Annotated in this window: 15 protein-coding genes; 2 read left to right on the forward strand and 13 right to left on the reverse strand. The window is 61.8% G+C overall.

The window, feature by feature from the left end; genetic code table 11:
• Positions 1–83 precede the first annotated feature (83 nt).
• Both CXR25_RS10640 and CXR25_RS10645 read left to right on the forward strand, forming a co-directional pair.
• On the forward strand, positions 84–1436 hold the full coding sequence (locus CXR25_RS10640; RefSeq protein WP_125240543.1) for a DUF349 domain-containing protein: 1353 nt from the start codon (positions 84–86) through the stop codon (positions 1434–1436).
• 97 nt (positions 1437–1533) lie between these two features.
• Positions 1534–2094: a hypothetical protein gene (locus tag CXR25_RS10645; RefSeq protein ID WP_241212327.1), complete on the forward strand. Its 561-nt coding sequence runs from the start codon at positions 1534–1536 to the stop codon at positions 2092–2094.
• Between the two features lie 47 nt (positions 2095–2141).
• Here the strand turns inward: CXR25_RS10645 and CXR25_RS10650 are convergent, their stop codons facing one another.
• The 13 genes from CXR25_RS10650 to CXR25_RS10710 form a co-directional block, all read right to left on the reverse strand.
• On the reverse strand, positions 2142–4442 hold the full coding sequence (locus tag CXR25_RS10650) for a RelA/SpoT family protein (RefSeq protein ID WP_009881449.1): 2301 nt from the start codon (positions 4440–4442) through the stop codon (positions 2142–2144).
• A gap of 16 nt (positions 4443–4458) precedes the next feature.
• Entirely contained in the window at positions 4459–5475 is a 1017-nt protein-coding gene (gene secF, locus CXR25_RS10655) for a protein translocase subunit SecF (protein WP_069600261.1), read from the reverse strand.
• Positions 5472–7811, reverse strand: a complete 2340-nt coding sequence (gene secD, locus CXR25_RS10660) for a protein translocase subunit SecD (protein WP_236850413.1) — start codon at positions 7809–7811, stop codon at positions 5472–5474. Before secD ends, secF begins: the two co-directional genes overlap by 4 nt.
• 33 nt (positions 7812–7844) lie before the next feature.
• Positions 7845–8450 carry a preprotein translocase subunit YajC gene (locus CXR25_RS10665; protein ID WP_240513535.1) on the reverse strand — a complete coding sequence of 202 codons (606 nt, stop codon included), beginning with the start codon at positions 8448–8450 and terminating at the stop codon, positions 7845–7847.
• 81 nt (positions 8451–8531) lie between these two features.
• Complete coding sequence (gene ruvB, locus CXR25_RS10670; protein WP_371860635.1) at positions 8532–9614, reverse strand: Holliday junction branch migration DNA helicase RuvB; 1083 nt, start codon at positions 9612–9614, stop codon at positions 8532–8534.
• Positions 9611–10231: a Holliday junction branch migration protein RuvA gene (gene ruvA / locus CXR25_RS10675; protein ID WP_009881454.1), complete on the reverse strand. Its 621-nt coding sequence runs from the start codon at positions 10229–10231 to the stop codon at positions 9611–9613. Before ruvA ends, ruvB begins: the two co-directional genes overlap by 4 nt.
• An 82-nt stretch (positions 10232–10313) precedes the next feature.
• Entirely contained in the window at positions 10314–10910 is a 597-nt protein-coding gene (gene ruvC / locus CXR25_RS10680) for a crossover junction endodeoxyribonuclease RuvC (protein ID WP_069600263.1), read from the reverse strand.
• Between the two features lie 21 nt (positions 10911–10931).
• The gene (locus CXR25_RS10685) at positions 10932–11684 is read right to left on the reverse strand and encodes a YebC/PmpR family DNA-binding transcriptional regulator (protein ID WP_009881456.1); all 753 of its coding nucleotides are present in this window, start codon (positions 11682–11684) and stop codon (positions 10932–10934) included.
• A gap of 126 nt (positions 11685–11810) precedes the next feature.
• The gene (locus tag CXR25_RS10690; RefSeq protein ID WP_050773326.1) at positions 11811–12290 is read right to left on the reverse strand and encodes an NUDIX hydrolase; all 480 of its coding nucleotides are present in this window, start codon (positions 12288–12290) and stop codon (positions 11811–11813) included.
• A 224-nt stretch (positions 12291–12514) separates the two neighbouring features.
• Positions 12515–14554 (reverse strand): alpha/beta hydrolase family protein, encoded by a 2040-nt coding sequence (locus CXR25_RS10695; protein WP_096145608.1) that lies wholly within the window; start codon positions 14552–14554, stop codon positions 12515–12517.
• The gene (locus CXR25_RS10700) at positions 14551–15150 is read right to left on the reverse strand and encodes an HIT family protein (RefSeq protein WP_009881459.1); all 600 of its coding nucleotides are present in this window, start codon (positions 15148–15150) and stop codon (positions 14551–14553) included. The genes CXR25_RS10695 and CXR25_RS10700 overlap by 4 nt, the downstream gene beginning before the upstream one ends.
• Positions 15147–17153, reverse strand: coding sequence for a threonine--tRNA ligase (gene thrS, locus CXR25_RS10705; protein WP_125240544.1), 2007 nt, complete (start codon positions 17151–17153; stop codon positions 15147–15149). Before thrS ends, CXR25_RS10700 begins: the two co-directional genes overlap by 4 nt.
• Before the next feature lie 185 nt (positions 17154–17338).
• Positions 17339–18673: a DUF4352 domain-containing protein gene (locus CXR25_RS10710; protein ID WP_241212328.1), complete on the reverse strand. Its 1335-nt coding sequence runs from the start codon at positions 18671–18673 to the stop codon at positions 17339–17341.
• Positions 18674–18795: the final 122 nt, after the last annotated feature.

The following is an 18795-nucleotide window of genomic DNA, read 5'->3' on the forward strand; positions in this document are numbered from 1 at the left end:
CTGGGATAACGTCAATCAGGAAATCGAGTGATCTGCAGGCACAGAGTCCTGCAGGTTCGACCGATGGAAACAAGGTGAGAATCATGTCGACCCCGACACCGAAGCCGGTCCCGCGCCCGTCCTCTCTGCCCCGCCCACAGGCGGCCCAGACAGTGACCGGGACAACCGTTGATCATGATGCGGAAGTCCGGCGCGCAGTCGAGCACGGTCGCGCGGATCAGGAGGGCAACGTCTTCGTCGTCACGGCCGACGGCGAGCGTGCGGTCGGGCAGTATCCCGATGCCACTCCCGAGGAAGCCTTGGAATACTTCGCCAAGAAGTACGTGGATCTCATGGAGAACGCGGCACTTCTGCGCAATCGACTCTCCGCCGGTGCCCCGGGTCGCGAGATCGTCTCGGCAGCGAAGACGCTGCAGGAGACCCTGCCCGAGGCCAACGTCGTCGGCGATCTCAAGGGTCTGTCCGCCACCTTGGACACCCTGATCTCAGATGCGCAGGCCACCGAGTCGAAGCAGGCTGCCCGTGCCGAGGCAGCCAAGCTCGAAGCCGCACAGGAACGTGAAGAGATCGTCGCCGAGGCTGAATCGCTGGCCAAGCGCGATCCCTCGAAGATCCAGTGGAAGCAGTCCGGAGCACGTCTGCGTGAGCTCTTCGGCCAGTGGAAGGACATGCAGCGCAGCGGTCCCCGACTGCCGCGTGCAGTGGACCAGGAGCTGTGGGGCCGCTTCTCGCAGGCTCGCAATACTTTCGAGCACAAGCGCAAGGAGTTCTTCTCCGAGCTCGACAAGCAGAACTCCGAGGGCAAACGCATCAAGGAGAAGCTCGTGGTCGAGGCGGAGTCGCTGTCGAACTCGACAGACTTCCGCAATGTGTCCCAGAAGTACAAGGACCTCATGAGCCAGTGGAAGAAGGCTCCGCGGGCCTCACGCAAGGACGACGATGCCCTGTGGGCTCGGTTCCGGGCCGCTCAGGACGTTTTCTTCGCCGCCCGTGATGCAGAGAATGCTGCCGTTGATGAGGAGTACAAGGGCAACCTTGGGGTCAAAGAGGAGATTCTGGCCAGAGCTCAGGGGCTGCTGCCGATCGGCGATATCAGTGTGGCGAAGAAGGAGCTGCGCGTCATTCAGGACGAATGGGAGGCTGCGGGCAAGGTTCCTCGTGCCGACGTCTCGCGCATGGAGAACGGGCTGCGTGAGGTCGAACGGGCCCTCGCCGATGCAGAAGATGCTGAGTGGAAGCGCAGCAACCCCGAGACCAAGGCCCGCACGTCCGGTGCGCTGAGCCAGCTCGACGACTCGATTGCCGAGTTGGAGCAGAAGTACGAGAAGGCGAAGGCGGGTGGCGATGAGAAGGCTGTCGCTGATGCGCAGTCCGCACTCGATGCGCGTCGCGCCTGGCGTGACCAGCTGGCTCAGACCGCGGCTGAGCTGGACTGATTCGGCGTCCACAGCACCACGAGCATGAGTCGCGCTTTATCCACAGATTGACCCTGCGGCCTTGAACATCGCCTCCCTACAGCGCAATAGTGGCTGTATGGAGGCGATGTTTCATCTGCGCGACTACAGCTATGAACACCTCACGGAACTGACTCTTGACGGGCTGCTGACACGCCTGACCGAGTCCACCTGGGTGCGCAAGGGCGCTGTGCTCAACGCCGAGGACAGAATCACGGCGCTGCGTGCGCAGATCCCTCCACGTCTTGTGCTCTCCCATGACATTGCGTGGTGGGTCCACAGCGGCCTTGGCAGGGCCCCGAGTCCGCTGACGTTCATCACCTACCCGAGACGCCGCTACGTCGACGGGGCCGATGTCGTCGTTCATGAACTCACGATAGCTGCGCACGAGTGGGAGCTCATCAACGATCTGCCCATCACGACACCGGACAGAACGCTCTACGATCTGCTGCTTCCACACCTGCGCAGTCCCGACGAATGGTCTGCTCAGACGGTGAGGAATCTCGTCGATGAACTCCCCAGCCAGGCCCGGCAGCAGTTCCGGTTGTATATGGCGGAGATGTCGCGCCGACCCTACGTCGCTCATATGCGCACCGTCTTCGAACGCGCCTGCGCCGCCTCAGACCGCGACAGACGCTGACGTTGCCACCGTCGCTGACGTTGCATCCAGGCGCAGTGACGGCGGTGTCAGCCGCCGGCGATGCGGTAGACGTCGAAGACGCCTTCGACTTTGCGAACTGCCGAGAGCACGGTGTCGAGATGGCTCGCATCGCTCATCTCGAAGACGAACTTCGACTGGGCTACTCTGGCCCGTGAGGTGGCGACCGTGGCAGAGAGTATATTGACGTGGGTCTCGGTGAGCACCTTCGTGATGTCTGAGAGCAGACCGGAACGATCCAGGGCCTCCACCTGGATCTGAACCAGATAGATACCGCTGGTCGTCTCACCCCAGGAGACATCGACCATCCGCTCAGGCTCTCGCTCCAGAGAGGCGATGTTAGGACAGTCCACACGGTGGACGGATACTCCCGAACCGCGCGTGACGAATCCGAGGATCTCATCGCCGGGAACCGGTGTGCAGCATCGTGCCAGTTTCACCAGGACATCGTCGACACCTCTGACCGTGACTCCCCCGGACGACGAATGGTGTCCCGAGGACTGGCCGGTGCGATTGCGCGGCGACGGCGGCAACACGGTCTCATCATCGTCAACACCTCCGACCTCCTTGGCCAGCAGATCGACGACATGAGCCGCCGAGCTCACTCCATTGCCGATAGCAGCGTAGAGCGCGGACACATCTGGCAGCCGCAGCTCAGTGGCGACGACCTGCAGTGCCTCCTGGCTCATCAGCGACGAAGCCGACAGAGTGTGGCGGCGCATTGCCCGCGCCAGCTGTTCGCGACCGTTCTCGATCGCTTCCTCGCGGCGTTCCTTCGAGAACCACTGGCGGATCTTGCTGCGTGCGCGGGGGCTCTTGACGAAGCCCAGCCAGTCACGGCTGGGGCCCGCATTCTCATCTTTGGACGTGAAGACTTCGACAGAGTCGCCGTTCTTCAGTTCGGTGTCGAGTGCGACCAGACGACCGTTGACTCGGGCGCCCATGGTCTTATGCCCGACCTCGGTGTGAACCGCGTAGGAGAAGTCGACAGGAGTCGCCCCCGCAGGAAGGCTCATCACGTCACCCTTGGGGGTGAACACGTAGACCTCCCTGGAGTTCACCTCATAGCGGAGATTGTCGAGGAACTCGTCAGGGTCGCTGACCTCACGTTGCCATTCCAGCAGCTGCCGCAGCCATGCCGCGTCATCGACTTCGCCGTCGTCGGAGACCTTGACCGAGCGAGCGGTATTCGACGTCACGGCCTTCGAGACGTTGCGTCGATCCTTGTACTTCCAGTGGGCGGCAACACCGAATTCAGCGCGGCGATCCATCTCATGGGTGCGGATCTGGATTTCCACGGGTTTGCCGTTCGGGCCGATCACCGTCGTGTGCAAGCTCTGGTACATGTTGTACTTCGGCATCGCGATGTAGTCCTTGAACCGTCCGGGGACTGGATTCCACCGGGCGTGCACGATGCCCAGCGTGGCATAGCATTCGCGAACGGTCTCAACGAGGACACGGACACCGACGAGGTCGTAGATGTCAGCGAACTCGTGCCCGCGCACGACCATCTTCTGATAGATCGAATAGTAGTGCTTCGGGCGGCCCGTGATCGCGGCTTGGATATTGGACTCCACGAGCTCGGACTGGAGTTCGTTGGAGACAGTGGCCAGGTACTTCTCGCGTTCGGGTGCCCTGTCCGCGACGAGCCGGACCACTTCGTCATAGACCTTGGGGTGGAGAACTTGGAAGGACAGATCCTCAAGTTCCCACTTGATCGTGTTCATGCCCAGTCGATGAGCCAGCGGCGCATAGATCTCGAGGGTCTCCCGAGCCTTCTTCGTACTCGACGAAGCGGGCACGAAACGCCACGTGCGGGCGTTGTGAAGACGGTCGGCCAGTTTGATCACGAGGACGCGGATGTCCTTGGCCATCGCGACGATCATCTTGCGCACGGTCTCAGACTGCGCAGCCTGACCGTAGGTGAGTTTGTCGAGCTTGGTCACCCCATCGACCATGGCTGCGACCTCGGGGCCGAATTCCTCGGTGAGCTCATTCAGCGAATAGGACGTGTCCTCGACCGTGTCATGCAGCAGCGCAGCGGCGAGGGTGACCGGCAGCATGCCGATCTCGGCCAAGATCGTGGCCACCGCCACCGGGTGGGTGATGTAGTCATCACCGGATTTCCGGGTCTGGCCACGATGAGCCTGCTCTGCGATCTTGTACGCCCGGACCACCAGGTCGATATCGGCCTTCGGGTGGTTGGACTGCAGTGCCCTGATCATCGGACCCAGGACACGGGGGTAGCCAGGGTTGTTCTGTGCCCTGGCCGCCCACCAAGCTAAGCGGGAGATGCCTCGCGGACGGCGCGAATCGGCGGAAGAAGCCATGACATCCCCTTTCTGCTCAGACCTCGGCGTGAATCACCGGTGGAACATCTTCTGCTCCATTCTTCAAGCGTAATTCACGCACGGCCTCTTCCTGCTCCTTGACTGCGGGTTCATTCGCCCGCAGCAGGGCGTAGAGAGGGCTGGCAACGAACAACGTCGAAGCTGCTGCCACAATCGTACCGATGAACAGCGACAGAGAGATGTCGACCAATGTGCCGGCACCCAGCAGGAACACACCGATGAACAGAATCGAGGCGATCGGCAGCACCGAGACGACCGAGGTGTTGATCGAGCGCACTGTCGTCTGGTTGATGCCGAGGTTGACCAGCTCGGAGAACTTCAGGTCGCGTTTGTCCTTGAACCGCGTCGTGTTCTCTCTGATCTTGTCGAAGACCACCACGGTGTCGTAGAGCGAGAAGCTCAAGACGGTGAGGAACCCGATCACGGCCTCGGGGGTGATCTCGAACCCTGTCGCGGAATAGATGCCCGTCGTCACGATCATGACGACGAACAGTCCCACGATCGCGGCCAGAGACATCTTCCAGGTCCGGAAGTACAGAGCCATCACGACCATGGCGATGCCGACGAAGATGACAAGGGCCCGAATCATCTTCTCAGTCACGTCTTGGCCCCACTCAGGACCGACGAACGTCGATGTGACGTCCTCTGCTTTAACGTCGTAGCCGCCTACGAGAGCGTCACGGACTTCCTGCATCTGGTCATCGCTGAGCTGGTTCGTCTCGATGCGCACCGCAGTGTCACTCGTCGGAGTCAGGCGCGGTTCAGAGCCCGGCACCACCTCAGAGACGAGATCTTCGCCCTTGGCAGGTGCAGTGTCTGAGACGTGGTCGACTTGGAACTGAGATCCGCCCTTGAAGGCAATACCGAAGTTGAATCCCGCGATCAACGGCACGAGAAGTGACAGGAGCACCAGGGCGCCGGAGATCATCAGCCAGAGTTTGGCCTTCCCGACGAAGGGAATCGACGACTCACCGTTGTGGAGCCGGTTGCCCCAAGCAAAGAACCGTTTCACTTGTCTGCCTCCTTGCCCTTGTCGGCAGATTCTTCGGCTGCCTTCTTCGCAGCCGCCTTCCGCTCCGCGATGGTGCCACCGGCTGGTGCCGGATTCGTCGCAGACTTCGTCTTCTTCTTAGGCTTCTTCTTGGGCTCCGCCTCGGTCGCCTCATCGGCTGGCTCGGCGGAAGCTGAGACCTCGTCGGAGTCGGAGGACTGAGGCTTCTTCGACCGTTTGGTCGTCGTCGTGCCGCGAGGCTGGCCCGAAGATTCTGATTCGGCACCTGCCTTCGACTTCGACGATGCGGACGAGGATTCAGTCGATGAGGATGTCGAATCGACAGTCGATTCTTCGGTCGATTCCGCCTCGGTGTCGGACGACATTCCTGCCTTCCGGGTTCGAGCCTTCTCCCGTCGGCGTGCCTCGGGTGACTTCTCGTCGTCATCGATGCTGAGGTTGAGCGCACCACGATAGGCGGCGGGCTTGACTCCCAGCAGACGCGGATCCATACCGGACATCGGATGGCCCTGGCCGAAGAACTTGGTGCGGGCGAGGACTTCCAACATGGGGTGTGTGAACAGGAAGACGATGAGCACGTCGATGATCACGGTCAGTCCCAGGGTGAAGGCGAAGCCTCGCACGGAGCCGACAGCCAAGATGTAGAGGATGACCGCGGCGAGCATGTTCACTGCCTTGGATGCCCAGATGGTGCGCTTGGCGCGGTCCCAACCGACTTCGACTGCGGAGAGCAGATTTCGACCGCTGCGCAACTCGTCTCTGACTCGTTCGAAGTAGACGATGAACGAGTCCGCGGCCATGCCGATGCCGATGATGATACCGGCGACACCTGCCAATGACAGCCGGTAGCCGTATCGCCACGAAGCCAAGAGCAGCAGCAGATAGGTCAGCACACCGGCGACAACGAGGCTCGAGACTGTGACGAGTCCGAGCACCCGGTACTGCAGGAGCGAATAGATGACGACGAGGATGAGTCCGACGAGACCGGTGAGGAGACCGATGTTGAGGTAGTTGGAACCCAATGTCGGTGAGATCTGGTCCTCGCTCTGGACCTGGAAGCTCAACGGCAGGGAGCCGTTCTTGAGCTGATCGGCCAGGGTCTGAGCCTCGTCAAGGGTGAAGTTGCCTGAGATCTCGGCGTTGCCGTCGGTGATCGCAGCGTTCGATGACGGTGCCGAAAGCACATTCCCGTCAAGAGCAATGGCGAACTGGTTGTACGGCTGCTGCTTCCCGGTGATGTCCGAGGTGATCTGCTTGAAGATTTCGCGCCCGACGCTGTCGAACTTGAGGTTCACAGCCGGCTGGTTAGTCTGGACTCCGTTGGCGCCCGCCGCATAGCCGAAGTTTGCGTCCGCTAGGTGCTCGCCTGAGAGTTCGACGGGGCCCAGAATGTACTTGGCCTCTCCGTCCTTGCCACAGGCGACGACTGGTTCATCTGCTGGCTGCTGCTGTCCACCGGTCCGGTTCTTCGGATCGGTGCAGTCAAGCTCCGTGTACTTCTTGATGATCTTGTCGGTCTGCCATTCGTCGACGTCCTTCTCAGGATCGAAGAGTGGCCGCGGCGTCGAATCAGTGACCTTCGTGTCGTCGCCCTTAGCGGACCCGCTCTCTTCGGTCGCCTGTTCGCTGCTCGCTTCTCCGGATTTCTCAGCGTCTTTGCCTGCTGGTCCGGGAACGCTTCCACCGGCGTTGGCGACATCGCCACCAGAATTGGCGGCGTCGCTGCCAGACTTGGCGACTTCGCCGCCGCCTGCAGGTGCTTCTGCACCGCCCTGTCCGCTGCCATCGCCTTGCGCTCCGGCATCCGCCTGAGCGCCGGCGCTGCCACCGGTGAGTTCCTCGAGGCGTTTCTTCTGCTCGTCGGTGAGTCCCTCGGAGGGGTCCTGCTGTTCTTCCCCGCCGCCCTGCTCCTGTTCCTTCTGGATCTGCTCCTGGGAACGCGGGTCACCGACAAGGGCGACTCGACGGAAGACGAGCTGCGCGGAAGAACGAACCAGATTGCGTGTTTCCTCATCCGGATTGCCCGGCAGGTTCACAACAATGTTGCGGTCACCCTGAGTCGTGATCTCTGCTTCAGAGACACCGGTCGAGTCGACGCGCTGTCGAATGATCGACACAGCCTGGTCAAGCTGCTCCTTGCTGATGTCCGTGTCCTCCGATACCTGGGGTTCCAGGATGATCGAGGTTCCGCCCTCGAGGTCGAGAGCGAGCTTCGGCGTGGTTGTGGCATCAGACCACACGACGCCTGCGGCGATGATGCCGAGGAGCAGTGCAGTAACGATCCCCAGCCACACGAAGCGCAAACCAGGACGTGGCTTTTCTTCAATATCGGACACGTTTCAGCTTTCGATTGAGTGCAGTGAGCGAAGTCAGTTCTTCTTGGGATTCTCAGGATCGGAAGAATCGGTGCCGAATGCGTCCGCATCGGTCTCACCGGCGCCATCCACAGCATCGTCGGCATTCTTCGAGCCGGTGGCGTCATCGATCACGGAATCGGTCTCGTCTGCGTCAACCTGAGTGGCGTCCGACTTCAGTTCCGAATCGGAATCGACAACGTCGTCCGCTGGAAGATCGGTGTCGCCGTTGGTCTTTTCGGCCCGCTTACGCTCATTCATCGCGTCGAGTTCAGCGTCGGTGATCGCCGGGGTGTCGGTGCTCTCAGCATCATCAGCAGCCTCTGGTGCGTCTGCAACAGCACCGCCAGCGGCAGCGCCTGTAGCTTCAGGATTGCTGATCTGGCCGATGGCCTGGCGGTGGACTCGAAGCACGGTGCCGGGACCCGATTCGAGGGTGACCTGGTTGTTCTCCTCGTCGATGGACAGGACGGTGCCGAATACGCCGAACGTCGTCATCACGGTAGCGCCGGGGACAAGGCCCGACTTGATCTCCTCTGCACGCGCCTTCTGCTTACGCCGAGAATTGAACAGGAAAAAAATAAGCAACGCAGCAAGCGCGAGAGGGATCAATAAATCCACAGGTATCTACCTTTCATAAGAACGAACCAGTCCACTACCTTAGTTCGTAGTCAGTACTCAAGGCGAACTCAATTGCCGGGATCAGAACTCATAGTTTGCTGGGATCTGCATTCCCAGGTGCTTCCAAGCCGCGGATGTGGCAACCCGGCCTCGCGGAGTGCGACTGATCAGACCTTCTCGCACAAGGTAGGGTTCCGAAACTGTCTCCACGGTGTCGGCCTCTTCTCCGACGGAGACTGCGATGGTCCCCAGACCGACCGGTCCCCCGCCGAATCGCTTGCACAGCACTTGCAGCACGGACCGGTCAAGGCGATCAAGGCCGAGTTCGTCGACTTCGTAGACCTTCAGGGCCGACAGGGCCGCGGCCTCATCGATGATGCCTGTTCCGCGCACCTGCGCCCAGTCTCTGACTCTTCGCAGAAGTCGGTTGGCTACGCGCGGAGTGCCGCGAGATCTGGTTGAGATCTCTTTCAGACCTGCAAGTTCTGCTTCGATTCCGAGCATGTGAGCTGAACGTTTGAGCACGGTCAGCAAGTCGTTGCTTGAGTAGAAGTCGAGGAGTCCCGTGAATCCGAAGCGGTCTCGCAATGGCGCGGGAAGCAGACCGGACCGGGTTGTGGCGCCGACCATCGTGAACTGGGGCAGGTCGAGTGGAATAGCCGTCGCACCGGGACCTTTGCCGACGATGACGTCGACGCGGAAGTCCTCCATCGCGACGTAGAGCATCTCTTCTGCGGCACGAGCCATCCGGTGGATCTCATCGATGAAGAGGACTTCCCCCTCCTCCAACGACGAGAGGATCGCGGCCAGGTCACCGGCATGTTGAACAGCCGGGCCCGAAGTGACTCGCAGGCTCGTCTGCATCTCATGCGCGATGATCATCGCCAGCGTCGTCTTTCCCAATCCGGGAGGACCGGAGAGAAGGACATGGTCAGGGGCTCGATTTCGGGCCTTCGCAGCATCGAGTACCAGGGAGAGCTGCTCTCGGACCTGGGGCTGGCCGATGAAGTCCTGCAGTCCCTTAGGACGCAGGGCGGCTTCCGCATCGCGTTCGGCGGTCTCTGCTCGACCTGAGACCAGCCGTTCCTCTTCGGCGCCGGTCAGCTTCTGATCACCGAATTCCAGTTCGTAGGAGGCGCTGCCGTCATCAAAGGAGCTCGTCACTTCCGAGCACCCAGAACCTTGAGCGAGGCCTTCAGCAACGCCGATGTGCCGGCGTTCTGGCCAAGATCATTGACCACTTCCTGAACGACGTCTGCCGCCTGGGCCTCTTTCCAGCCGAGTCCGACCAGGGCATCGACAACCTGCTGGTTCGCGCCGCCGAACGACAGCTGCGGTCCGGGTTCCGAGGCGGAGAGCTTCGGCAGTTTGTTCTCAAGTTCGAGAATGATCCTGGAGGCCCCCTTCTTGCCGATGCCAGGCACTCGTGTCAGTGCGTTGGCGTCTTGGTTCGAAATCGCTGCGGCAAGTTCACCGGGGCCCATCACAGACAGGATCGCCATGGCCAGGCGCGGCCCGATTCCGGAGATCGACAGCAGCACTTCGAAGGTGTGATTCTCATCTTCGGTGCCGAAGCCGAAGAGCGTCATCGAGTCTTCACGGACCACGAGCGTGGTCACGAGTTCGATATCGGCGCCGTGGCGGGTGTTCGACAGGGTATCCGGAGTGACGTTGACTCTGCGTCCGACACCATAGGTGAGAATGACGAGGTGGTCAGCTGCGATGCGATGAACCGTACCGCTGAGGAAACTGATCACGGCCTGCCTTTCGAGTGGGAACACGTGTACGAATCCAGGCTATCAGCTTGGCGTTGAGCACCAGGTTCGACATACCGACGATACCAAGGCTCGCGACGCGAGAACCCTACTTAGCGTTGCGTAGCGCTTTGGCCCACTGCTCCTGAGCTTTTGTCAGACCTGTGCCCTGACGGCCGGCGCTCTTGCGCTCGTTGAGGTCCTTGTTCGCTCCAGGGGTCGATTGCCCGCTGAGAGCCCCGCGCCATGAGTGGCAGATGGCGATCGCCAGTGCGTCCGCGGCATCGGCGGGCTTCGGTGCGGCCTCGAGCTCGAGGATTCGGGTCACCATGTTCGTGACCTGTTTCTTATCGGCCCGTCCCGAACCGGTGATGGCTGCCTTGACTTCGGAGGGCGTGTGCATCGCCACGGGCAGTCCGCGCCTGGCGGCCAGCCCCATGGTCAGGCCGGAGACCTGGGCGGTGCCCATGATCGTGGAGACGTCGTTGCGGGCGAACACCCGCTCGATGGCCACGACATCAGGACGGTAGGTGTCGAGCCAGCTGTCGAACGCCTCGGCGAGGGCGCCCAAGCGCAGGTCCACGGAATCGGTCGACGGTGTGCGCAGCACATCCACGGACACCATCTTCGCCTTGCGTGCGGGCAGGGTGTCGATGACACCCAGCCCGCAACGTGTCAGGCCCGGATCAACGCCGAGGATTCTCACCAGTCACCCGATTCAGTCTCATCAGGAATCAAGTTCGGCGAGAACCTCATCGCTGACATCAGCATTGGAGTAGACGTTCTGCACCTCGTCGCTGTCTTCGAGCGCATCGATGAGGTTGAAGACCTTGCTGGCGGTGTCCGCGTCCAAGCTGACTTCGATTCCGGGCACGAACGAGGCCTCTGCCGAGTCATAGTCGATGCCTGCATCAACGAGTGCTGTGCGCACGGCAACCAAGTCGGTGGCTTCACAGATGATCTCGAAGTTCTCGCCTTCGTCCTTGACCTCTTCGGCTCCTGCGTCCATGGTGGCCAAGAGGATCGAGTCCTCGTCGGTACCCTCTGCGGGCACGATGATGACGCCCTTGCGGTCGAAGTTGTAGGTCACCGATCCGGGGTCGGCCATGGTGCCGCCGTTGCGTGTGACTGCCACACGGACCTCGGAGGCCGCACGGTTGCGGTTGTCGGTCAGGCACTCGATGAGGAGGGCGACACCGCCGGCGGCGTAGCCTTCGTACAGAATGTTCTCGTAGTTGACGGCAGAGCCGTCGAGACCGCCGCCGCGCTTGACCGCACGGGTGATGTTGTCGGCGGGAACGGAGTTCTTCTTCGCCTTCTGCACAGCATCGAACAGCGTCGGGTTGCCGTCGAGATCAGGTCCACCGTTGCGAGCGGCAACCTCGATGTTCTTGATCAGCTTGGCAAAGAGCTTGGCCCGCTTCGAATCGATGGCAGCTTTTTTGTGTTTAGTCGTTGCCCACTTGGAATGACCTGACACTGGTGTTCCTTCCTATAGATACAGCCCCTAGAGTCTATACGCTCAGCACACCGTCATGTGCGCTGAGCCACGCAAGGCAGCTCCCTGCGCCTGCGCCACGGTCTCTCAACCGACGACGAGGGTCCCTCAGTCGATGACGAGAGGAACGTCGGGCACAGAGCCTGCCGTGACGAGGTCCATGAGGCTGAGCAGATTCTTCGGATAGATCGTCTCGGTCGTCGTCATCAGCTCTTCCCGCGACCACCACCGGAATTCGAGCAGACTGCGCTTCTCGATGTCCGTCCAGACGGCGTCTTCGAGCTCGATGTCCTCGCTCGTTCGGAAGGCGAAGTAGGTCTCCTGCTGATGCAGCGACTTCTCCGTGAATTCGAAGACCTCATCACGAGTGGCCAAGGGGCCGATGAGTTCGCCGGGTTCGCATTCGATTCCGGTCTCCTCGGCGAGTTCGCGGGCTGCGGTCTGAGCGGCCGACTCCCCCAGTTCGGAACCGCCGCCGCAGGTCATCCACCACTGGTGTGTGGGCGTGAGCAGGTCCTGAGCTCGAATCAGGAGAACCTCGTCGCGCTCATTGAGTAATACGACCCGTGAGGCTTTACGAGGTTTCATGGTTCTCCAGGAGTTGACGATGGACGGACGCAGTCTGTGCAGAATAGTGAAGCGGCAAGCAAGCAGCAAGACCGCAATCGTAACCGACAGAACGATATCGGGAAGTGTCCACTCGACCAACCTGGAGGCGGTCAATGTGACGAATCACCGACTTGGGGTGTGTTCTGGCCAGGTACAGGAGGGGTCGGGTGAGCGCCTTGGAGGCGGTGGGGATGGTCATCGGCTCAGCTGTTCGCCGAGGTGGTCGGATCGTCGAGGTCAGCATCGACGTTTCCGCCCAGATGCTGATCCCACCAGTCGAGCATCGCTTCGAAGCGCTGCCGGCGGTGCCGCGGCTGACCCGCGCGTGAGAGTTCGTGGTTCTCTCCGGGGAAGATGAGCAGTTCGGTGTCCACCCCGGCACGCTGCAGGGCGGCATAGTACTGCTGAGCCTGTTCGAGCGGGCAGCGGAAGTCCAGTTCCGAGTGCATCACCAGGCTGGGTGTGCGCACCTGTGAGGCGTGTGCCAAAGGCGACTGCCTGTCGATGGCCTGCCGGTCACGGGTGGTGTACTCCTCGGTGAAGAACCGTCCGATATCGGAGGTGCCGACGAAGCTGTCGGGATCAAGATAGCCGCGTTCGACGATGGCTGCCTGGAACCGATGGTCGGCGGCGGTGATCATGGCGGTGAGATAGCCGCCGTAGGAACCGCCCTGGACGCCGAGGCGGCTGGAATCGAGCTGCGGGTCACCGGCCAGTGCGTGCTCGAGGACTGCGAGGACGTCGGCCATCGCTGGGGCCGCCATGTTCCCCTGCACCGCTGTCCCCCATTCGCGGGTGCGTCCGCCTGAGCCGCGAGGGTTCGCGTAGACCACGGCATATCCCGCCGAGGTGAGCACCTGAGTCTCGTCGAACCATCCGTGTGTGTACTGCGCGAAGGGTCCGCCGTGGATGTTGAGAATGACCGGGAACGGTCCCTCTCCGGTGGGTTTGGCCAGCCATCCGGTGATGGGTCCGCCCTCACCGTCGACGCGCAGGACCTGTGGAAGGACGGAGTTCGCGGGCGCTGGATGCTCACGGAGTGTGGCTGCAGCCGGCCGGGAAGCGTCCGCATTCGCGTGGGCATCACGTGAGGTGGTGATGCCCGCCTGTGCCAGGACTGCGCCGTTGCTCGGGGTCTGAGCGGTGAAGACCACCGTGTCGCCGTCGAGGTCGAAGCCGTTGACGACGGTCGTCTCATCCGTGAGGAAAGTCAGTTCGTCGAAGCCCACATTCTCAGCCGTGAGATCGATCGACACGATGCGGGAGGCACCGTCTGCGTCCACGACGGCGATGACAGAGGCGTCGTCGAGGACTGAGCCGTCGATGCCGTGGCCCACGATCTGAGGCCGGATGGAGGTGATTGCGACGGTCTCCGGGTCACTCAGGCGTCGGGTCGTGCCGGCAGTCGTATCGTGGACGAAGAGTCCTGGCATCTGAGCGACGAAGTCGAGTTCGTCTCGAACCAGTTCGTTGCCGACGAGCAGCACGGTCTCGTCGTCGACCCAGCGGTGCAGGTGCACGCTCATCCGCGGCAGCTGCAGTGCCTCCGGGTGATCCCCGCCGAGCAGCCACACGGTCGAGCGCAGGTCGGGCTCACCGTGGTCAGGCGCCAGTGCGGCAACCACGCTGACGCGGTTTCCGCTGGGTGAGAACTGCGGGTCGTGGACATCGGACTCCGGAGTCTTCAGGAGCGTGGACAGTGGGACTTCGGCACCGCCGGCGATGCCCGACTTCCCCAGTCCCGGTTCGACGAGGTCGACGATGAATGCCCGTGCCGGACGGTCGTTCGTGTACCCGAGACCATTGCTCAGGTAAGCCGCCGAGGTGATCCGCCGTGGAGCTTCCTCACTGGCTGGAATGTCCTCGTCCTGGCCATAGCGACCCGGTTCGGCCACCCGTGCGACGTAGAGCGCCCGTGCACCCTCGTCATCGAGTGCGAATTCGGAGACGCCGAGGTGGTTGTCCGTGATCCGGTGAGCCGTTTCGAGGGTGGAGCCGACGAAGAGCTGGCCGGCTTCCTTCTTGGCCGCACTGAGGTATCCCGACCAGCTGCTGCGGATCTCGGGAGCGTAGTCGCGCCAATTGTGGGTCAGCCGTCTCGAGGACTCCCCGGACAGGGCGAACAGCTGCGAGAGGTAGCTGTTGGACTCCAGATCGGGGCGGGTGATCGTGATGACGGCTTCGCTGCCTCGCACCAGTGGGGATGAGTACTCGGCGAGGGCGTCGAGGTCTTCGGGGTTCATCTGTTCCATTCCTTTGACAGCGCTGCCTGCACATCGGCGTGCACCTGCGGCAGAGCTTTGGTCTGTGCTACGACGGGCAGGAAGTTCGAGTCCCCGCCCCATCTGGGCACAATGTGCTGGTGGAGGTGCGCGGCGATGCCGGCACCTGCCACGGGTCCTTGGTTCATTCCCAGGTTGAAGCCGTCCGGGGACGAGACGGCACGGATCACGGTCATCGCCTTCTGCGAGAAGTGAGCGAGTTCAGCGGTCTCCGACTCGCTCAGATCCGTGTAGTCGGCAACGTGACGGTAGGGGCAGATGAGGAGGTGGCCGGGGTTGTACGGGTACAGGTTGAGCACCGCGTACACCTCCGCACCACGGGCCACGATCAGGCCCTGCTCGTCGGACTTCGTCGGCGCCGTACAGAACGGGCACTCGGCGATGCCGGAGTCCTTGGGCTTGTCCTGTCCCCCGATGTAGACCATGCGGTGCGGTGTCCACAGCCGCTGGAAGCCATCAGGCTCCCCGGGAAAGCCCGCAGCCGCCTCCGGCTCAGGAATGTCGCGAAGGTGATCGGGGCTGCCCTGGCCGAGGTGGTTGTGTGGGTCCTCCGTCATACCTGGGCCTTGGTTTCGATGGATTCGACGATCCTGCTGACCGCCTCGGCGACCGATACGCCGTTGTCCTGCTCACCATCGCGGAAACGGAACGACACGGCGTTCGCGTCGCGGTCATCCCCGCCGGCGATGAGGACGAAGGGCACCTTCGACTTCGAGGCGTTGCGGATCTTCTTCGGGAACCGATCATCGCTGTCATCGATCTCGACGCGAACGCCGGCGGCCTTGAGCTGTGCGGCCACCTCGGCGAGGTAGTCGTTGAATTCCTCCGCCACGGGGATGCAGGTGACCTGGACGGGAGCCAACCACACGGGGAATGCGCCCGCATAGTGTTCGATGAGCACGCCCATGAAACGTTCGATGGAGCCGAACTTCGCCGAGTGGATCATCACCGGCTGCTTGCGGGTTCCGTCGGCGGCCTGATATTCGAGACCGAAGCGTTCGGGCTGGTTGAAGTCGAGCTGCACGGTCGACATCTGCCAGGTCCGGCCGATGGCGTCGCGGGCCTGGACGGAGACCTTGGGGCCATAGAAGGCGGCTCCACCGGGATCGGGGACGAGTTCGAGTCCGGTCTCCGAGGCGACCTCTTCGAGAACCTGTGTGGCCTCGGCCCACTGCTCATCCGAGCCGATGAACTTGTCCTTCTTCTTCCCATCTTCGTCCCGGGTGGACAGTTCGAGGTAGAAGTCGTTGAGACCGAAGTCGCGCAGCAGGCTGAGGACGAACTCGAGCAGGTGACGGATCTCCTTCGCGGCGTCCTCCTGAGCGACATAGGAGTGCGAATCGTCCTGGGTCAGTGCGCGCACACGGGTGAGTCCGTGGACGACGCCCGAGGCCTCGTCACGGTAGACGGTGCCGAATTCGAAGAGACGCAGCGGGAGTTCGCGGTAGGACCGGCCCCGCGAGCGGTAGATGAGGTTGTGCATCGGGCAGTTCATCGCCTTGAGGCGGTACGGAGTACCCTCCTTGACGATCTCTCCCGCTTCGTCGCGGACTTCGTCGACGGAGATCGGCGGGAACATGTTCTCGCCGTAGTACGGCAGGTGCCCGGAGGTGTAGTAGAGGGCTTCCTTCGAGATGTGCGGAGTGCCGACGTATTCGAAGCCCTCCTCGATGTGGCGGGCGCGGACGTAATCCTCCATCTCGCGCTTGACGACACCGCCCTTGGGGTGGAAAACGGGCAGGCCGGAACCGAGCTCCTCGGGGAACGAGAACAAATCGAGTTCGGCACCGAGCCTCCGGTGGTCCCGGCGCTCTGCCTCCGCGAGGCGATCCTGGTGGGCCTTGAGATCCTCTTTCGAGGCCCAAGCCGTGCCGTAGACGCGCTGCAGGCTCGCATTGGCCTGGTCTCCGCGCCAGTAGGCCGCCGAGGAGCGGGTGACGGCGAATCCGTTGCCGATCAGTTTGGTGGTGGGCAGGTGCGGTCCGCGGCAGAGGTCCTGCCATACGACTTCACCCTTGCGGTCGAGGTTCTCATAGACGGTGAGCTCGCCGGCGCCGACCTCAATGGAGGCAGAATCATCGGAACCAGCACCCTTGTCGGTGATGAGCTCAAGTTTGTAGGGCTCGTTGGCCATGCGCGCCTTCGCCTCGTCTTCGGTGACGACGACGCGGTTGAAGATCTGACCGGCTTTCACGATCTGGGCGGACTTCTTCTGAATCGCCTTGAGGTCTTCAGGGGTGAAGGGCTCTGCGACGTCGAAGTCGAAGTAGTAGCCATCGGTGATGTAGGGGCCGATGCCGAGCTTCGCTTCGGGGAACAGGTCCTGGACAGCCTGAGCGGTCACGTGCGCGGCCGAGTGGCGCAGGATGTCGAGTCCTGCCGAAGAGTCAATGGTGATCGGGGCGATCTGGTCGCCAGCGGCAAGTTCGCAACTGAGGTCGACAGGCTGCCCATCGAGCCACATTGCAACGACCGTGCGGTCCGTGGAGAAGATCTCCGTGCCAGTCAGCCCCTGTTTCCAAGGAATGGTCTCTCCCGCGCAGTCAATGCTGTCTGCCACTGATCTTCTCCGTTCGTCTGTGTTGGGGTGCCTCGCCATTAGAGTCTAATACCAAAACGACGGTGCCAAATCAGTTGGGTGGCAGTCGTGAGACTGCCACCCAACTGGTGAATCATACGCAATTTTCGATGCTTGCGCTGTTTCCTGTTATGTCAGTCGGGATCGGAGCGTCGTCCCGACTTCGATCACGCGGCCTTGCTGAATTCGAAATTCTTGCCCTTGCCCAGATCTTCGCCCAGCGCGAGCTTCAGGTGGACCTTGTCGAGTTCAGACGAAGGAACACCATATGCGAGTTGGACGGTCTTTTCGCCGCCGGCAGGAACCGTTGTGTCGAACACGAGGCTGGCCTTGTACTTGCCGCTCTCGAAGACGTCGGCATATTCCTTGCCGGCGCCATCGTCCGCAGACATCTGAGCGCTGCTCATATCGATATCGGAGCCGGAGTTGTTCTTCAAAGTCACGGTCACGACAGCGATCTGGCCATTGGTGTCCTCCGCACCAGCAGCAGTATCGGCAGCAGTGTCCGATTTCACGGCAACAGCCGCGATCAGATCGGTGCCGATCTCAACGCCTCCGCTTTCGACAGGAAGAGCTGGTTCTGGTCCCGAATCACTGGATTCAGAAGGATCCGTTACTGGTTCAGAAGGAGGTATCGTGGTGGGTTCGGCAAATGGATTCTCCTTTTCCTGCTCTTCAGCAGCCTGCTCGTCGGCAGCTTCGTCGAACGCTGAGATGAACATTCCGCCGAAGATCAGGGTCACGATGACCGAGATGATCGAGAACAGGATGGCGATGAAGCTGAGGATCATGCCGGTGATCGTCATACCCTTGTTGTTGGCAAGCCCCTTCTTGATCGCGGAGAGACCAACGAACGCGAAGATCACACCGGCAGCTCCGAACAGGAACCCGATCCCGAAGAAGATCGACAGCAAGATGCCGACGATGCCGCCGATCAGCGCGAGAATGCCCCAGATGTTCTTCGATGTGCTGTTACCCGAGCCGGCCGAATAGGATCCGTAGCTCGCATTGGGGTTGGCTGGGATGAACTGGTCCGAGGAACCGTCAGCACCGGCATAGGCTGGCTGCTGGCCGTACTGGTTCGCGTCATAGCCCTGCGCATTGGCGTCGTAGCCCTGACCGTAGCCGTCCTGGTTCTGACCGTAGGGGTCCTGGCCATAGCCCTGACTGTTGGCGCCATAGCCCTGGTCGTAACCGCCCTGGTTCTGGTCGTAGCCGCCCTGGTTCTGGTCGTAGCCTGGGGCACCTGCGTCGTTCTGCTGCCCGTACTGGGGCTGGGAGCCGTACTGAGGCTGGGAGCCGTACTGAGGCTGCTGGTTCGGGTCGTTCTGTGAGCCGTACTGCGGCTGCTGTCCGTTGTTCTGCGAGCCGTACTGCGGCGCGCTGTTCTGATCGCCCGAGAAGCCAGGCGCGCTGGGCGGCTGGTTGTCGGGGCCCGAACCGTTGGGGTTCTGATTTCCAGAACCGTTGTTCGGTTCGTACGGGTTCTGAGGAGTAGACATGAGTGCTCCGAAGTCTTCGTCGATGGTTACCCTCACTAGCGTACTAGTGAATGAGTCTCTTTCCCCATGACAAACGCGTGGCAGTCCTGACACACGGCCGACACATCGGGCGAAGCCGAGGC

The sequence above is a fragment of the Brevibacterium aurantiacum genome (assembly GCF_003932995.1).
GTDB lineage: Bacteria > Actinomycetota > Actinomycetes > Actinomycetales > Brevibacteriaceae > Brevibacterium > Brevibacterium aurantiacum.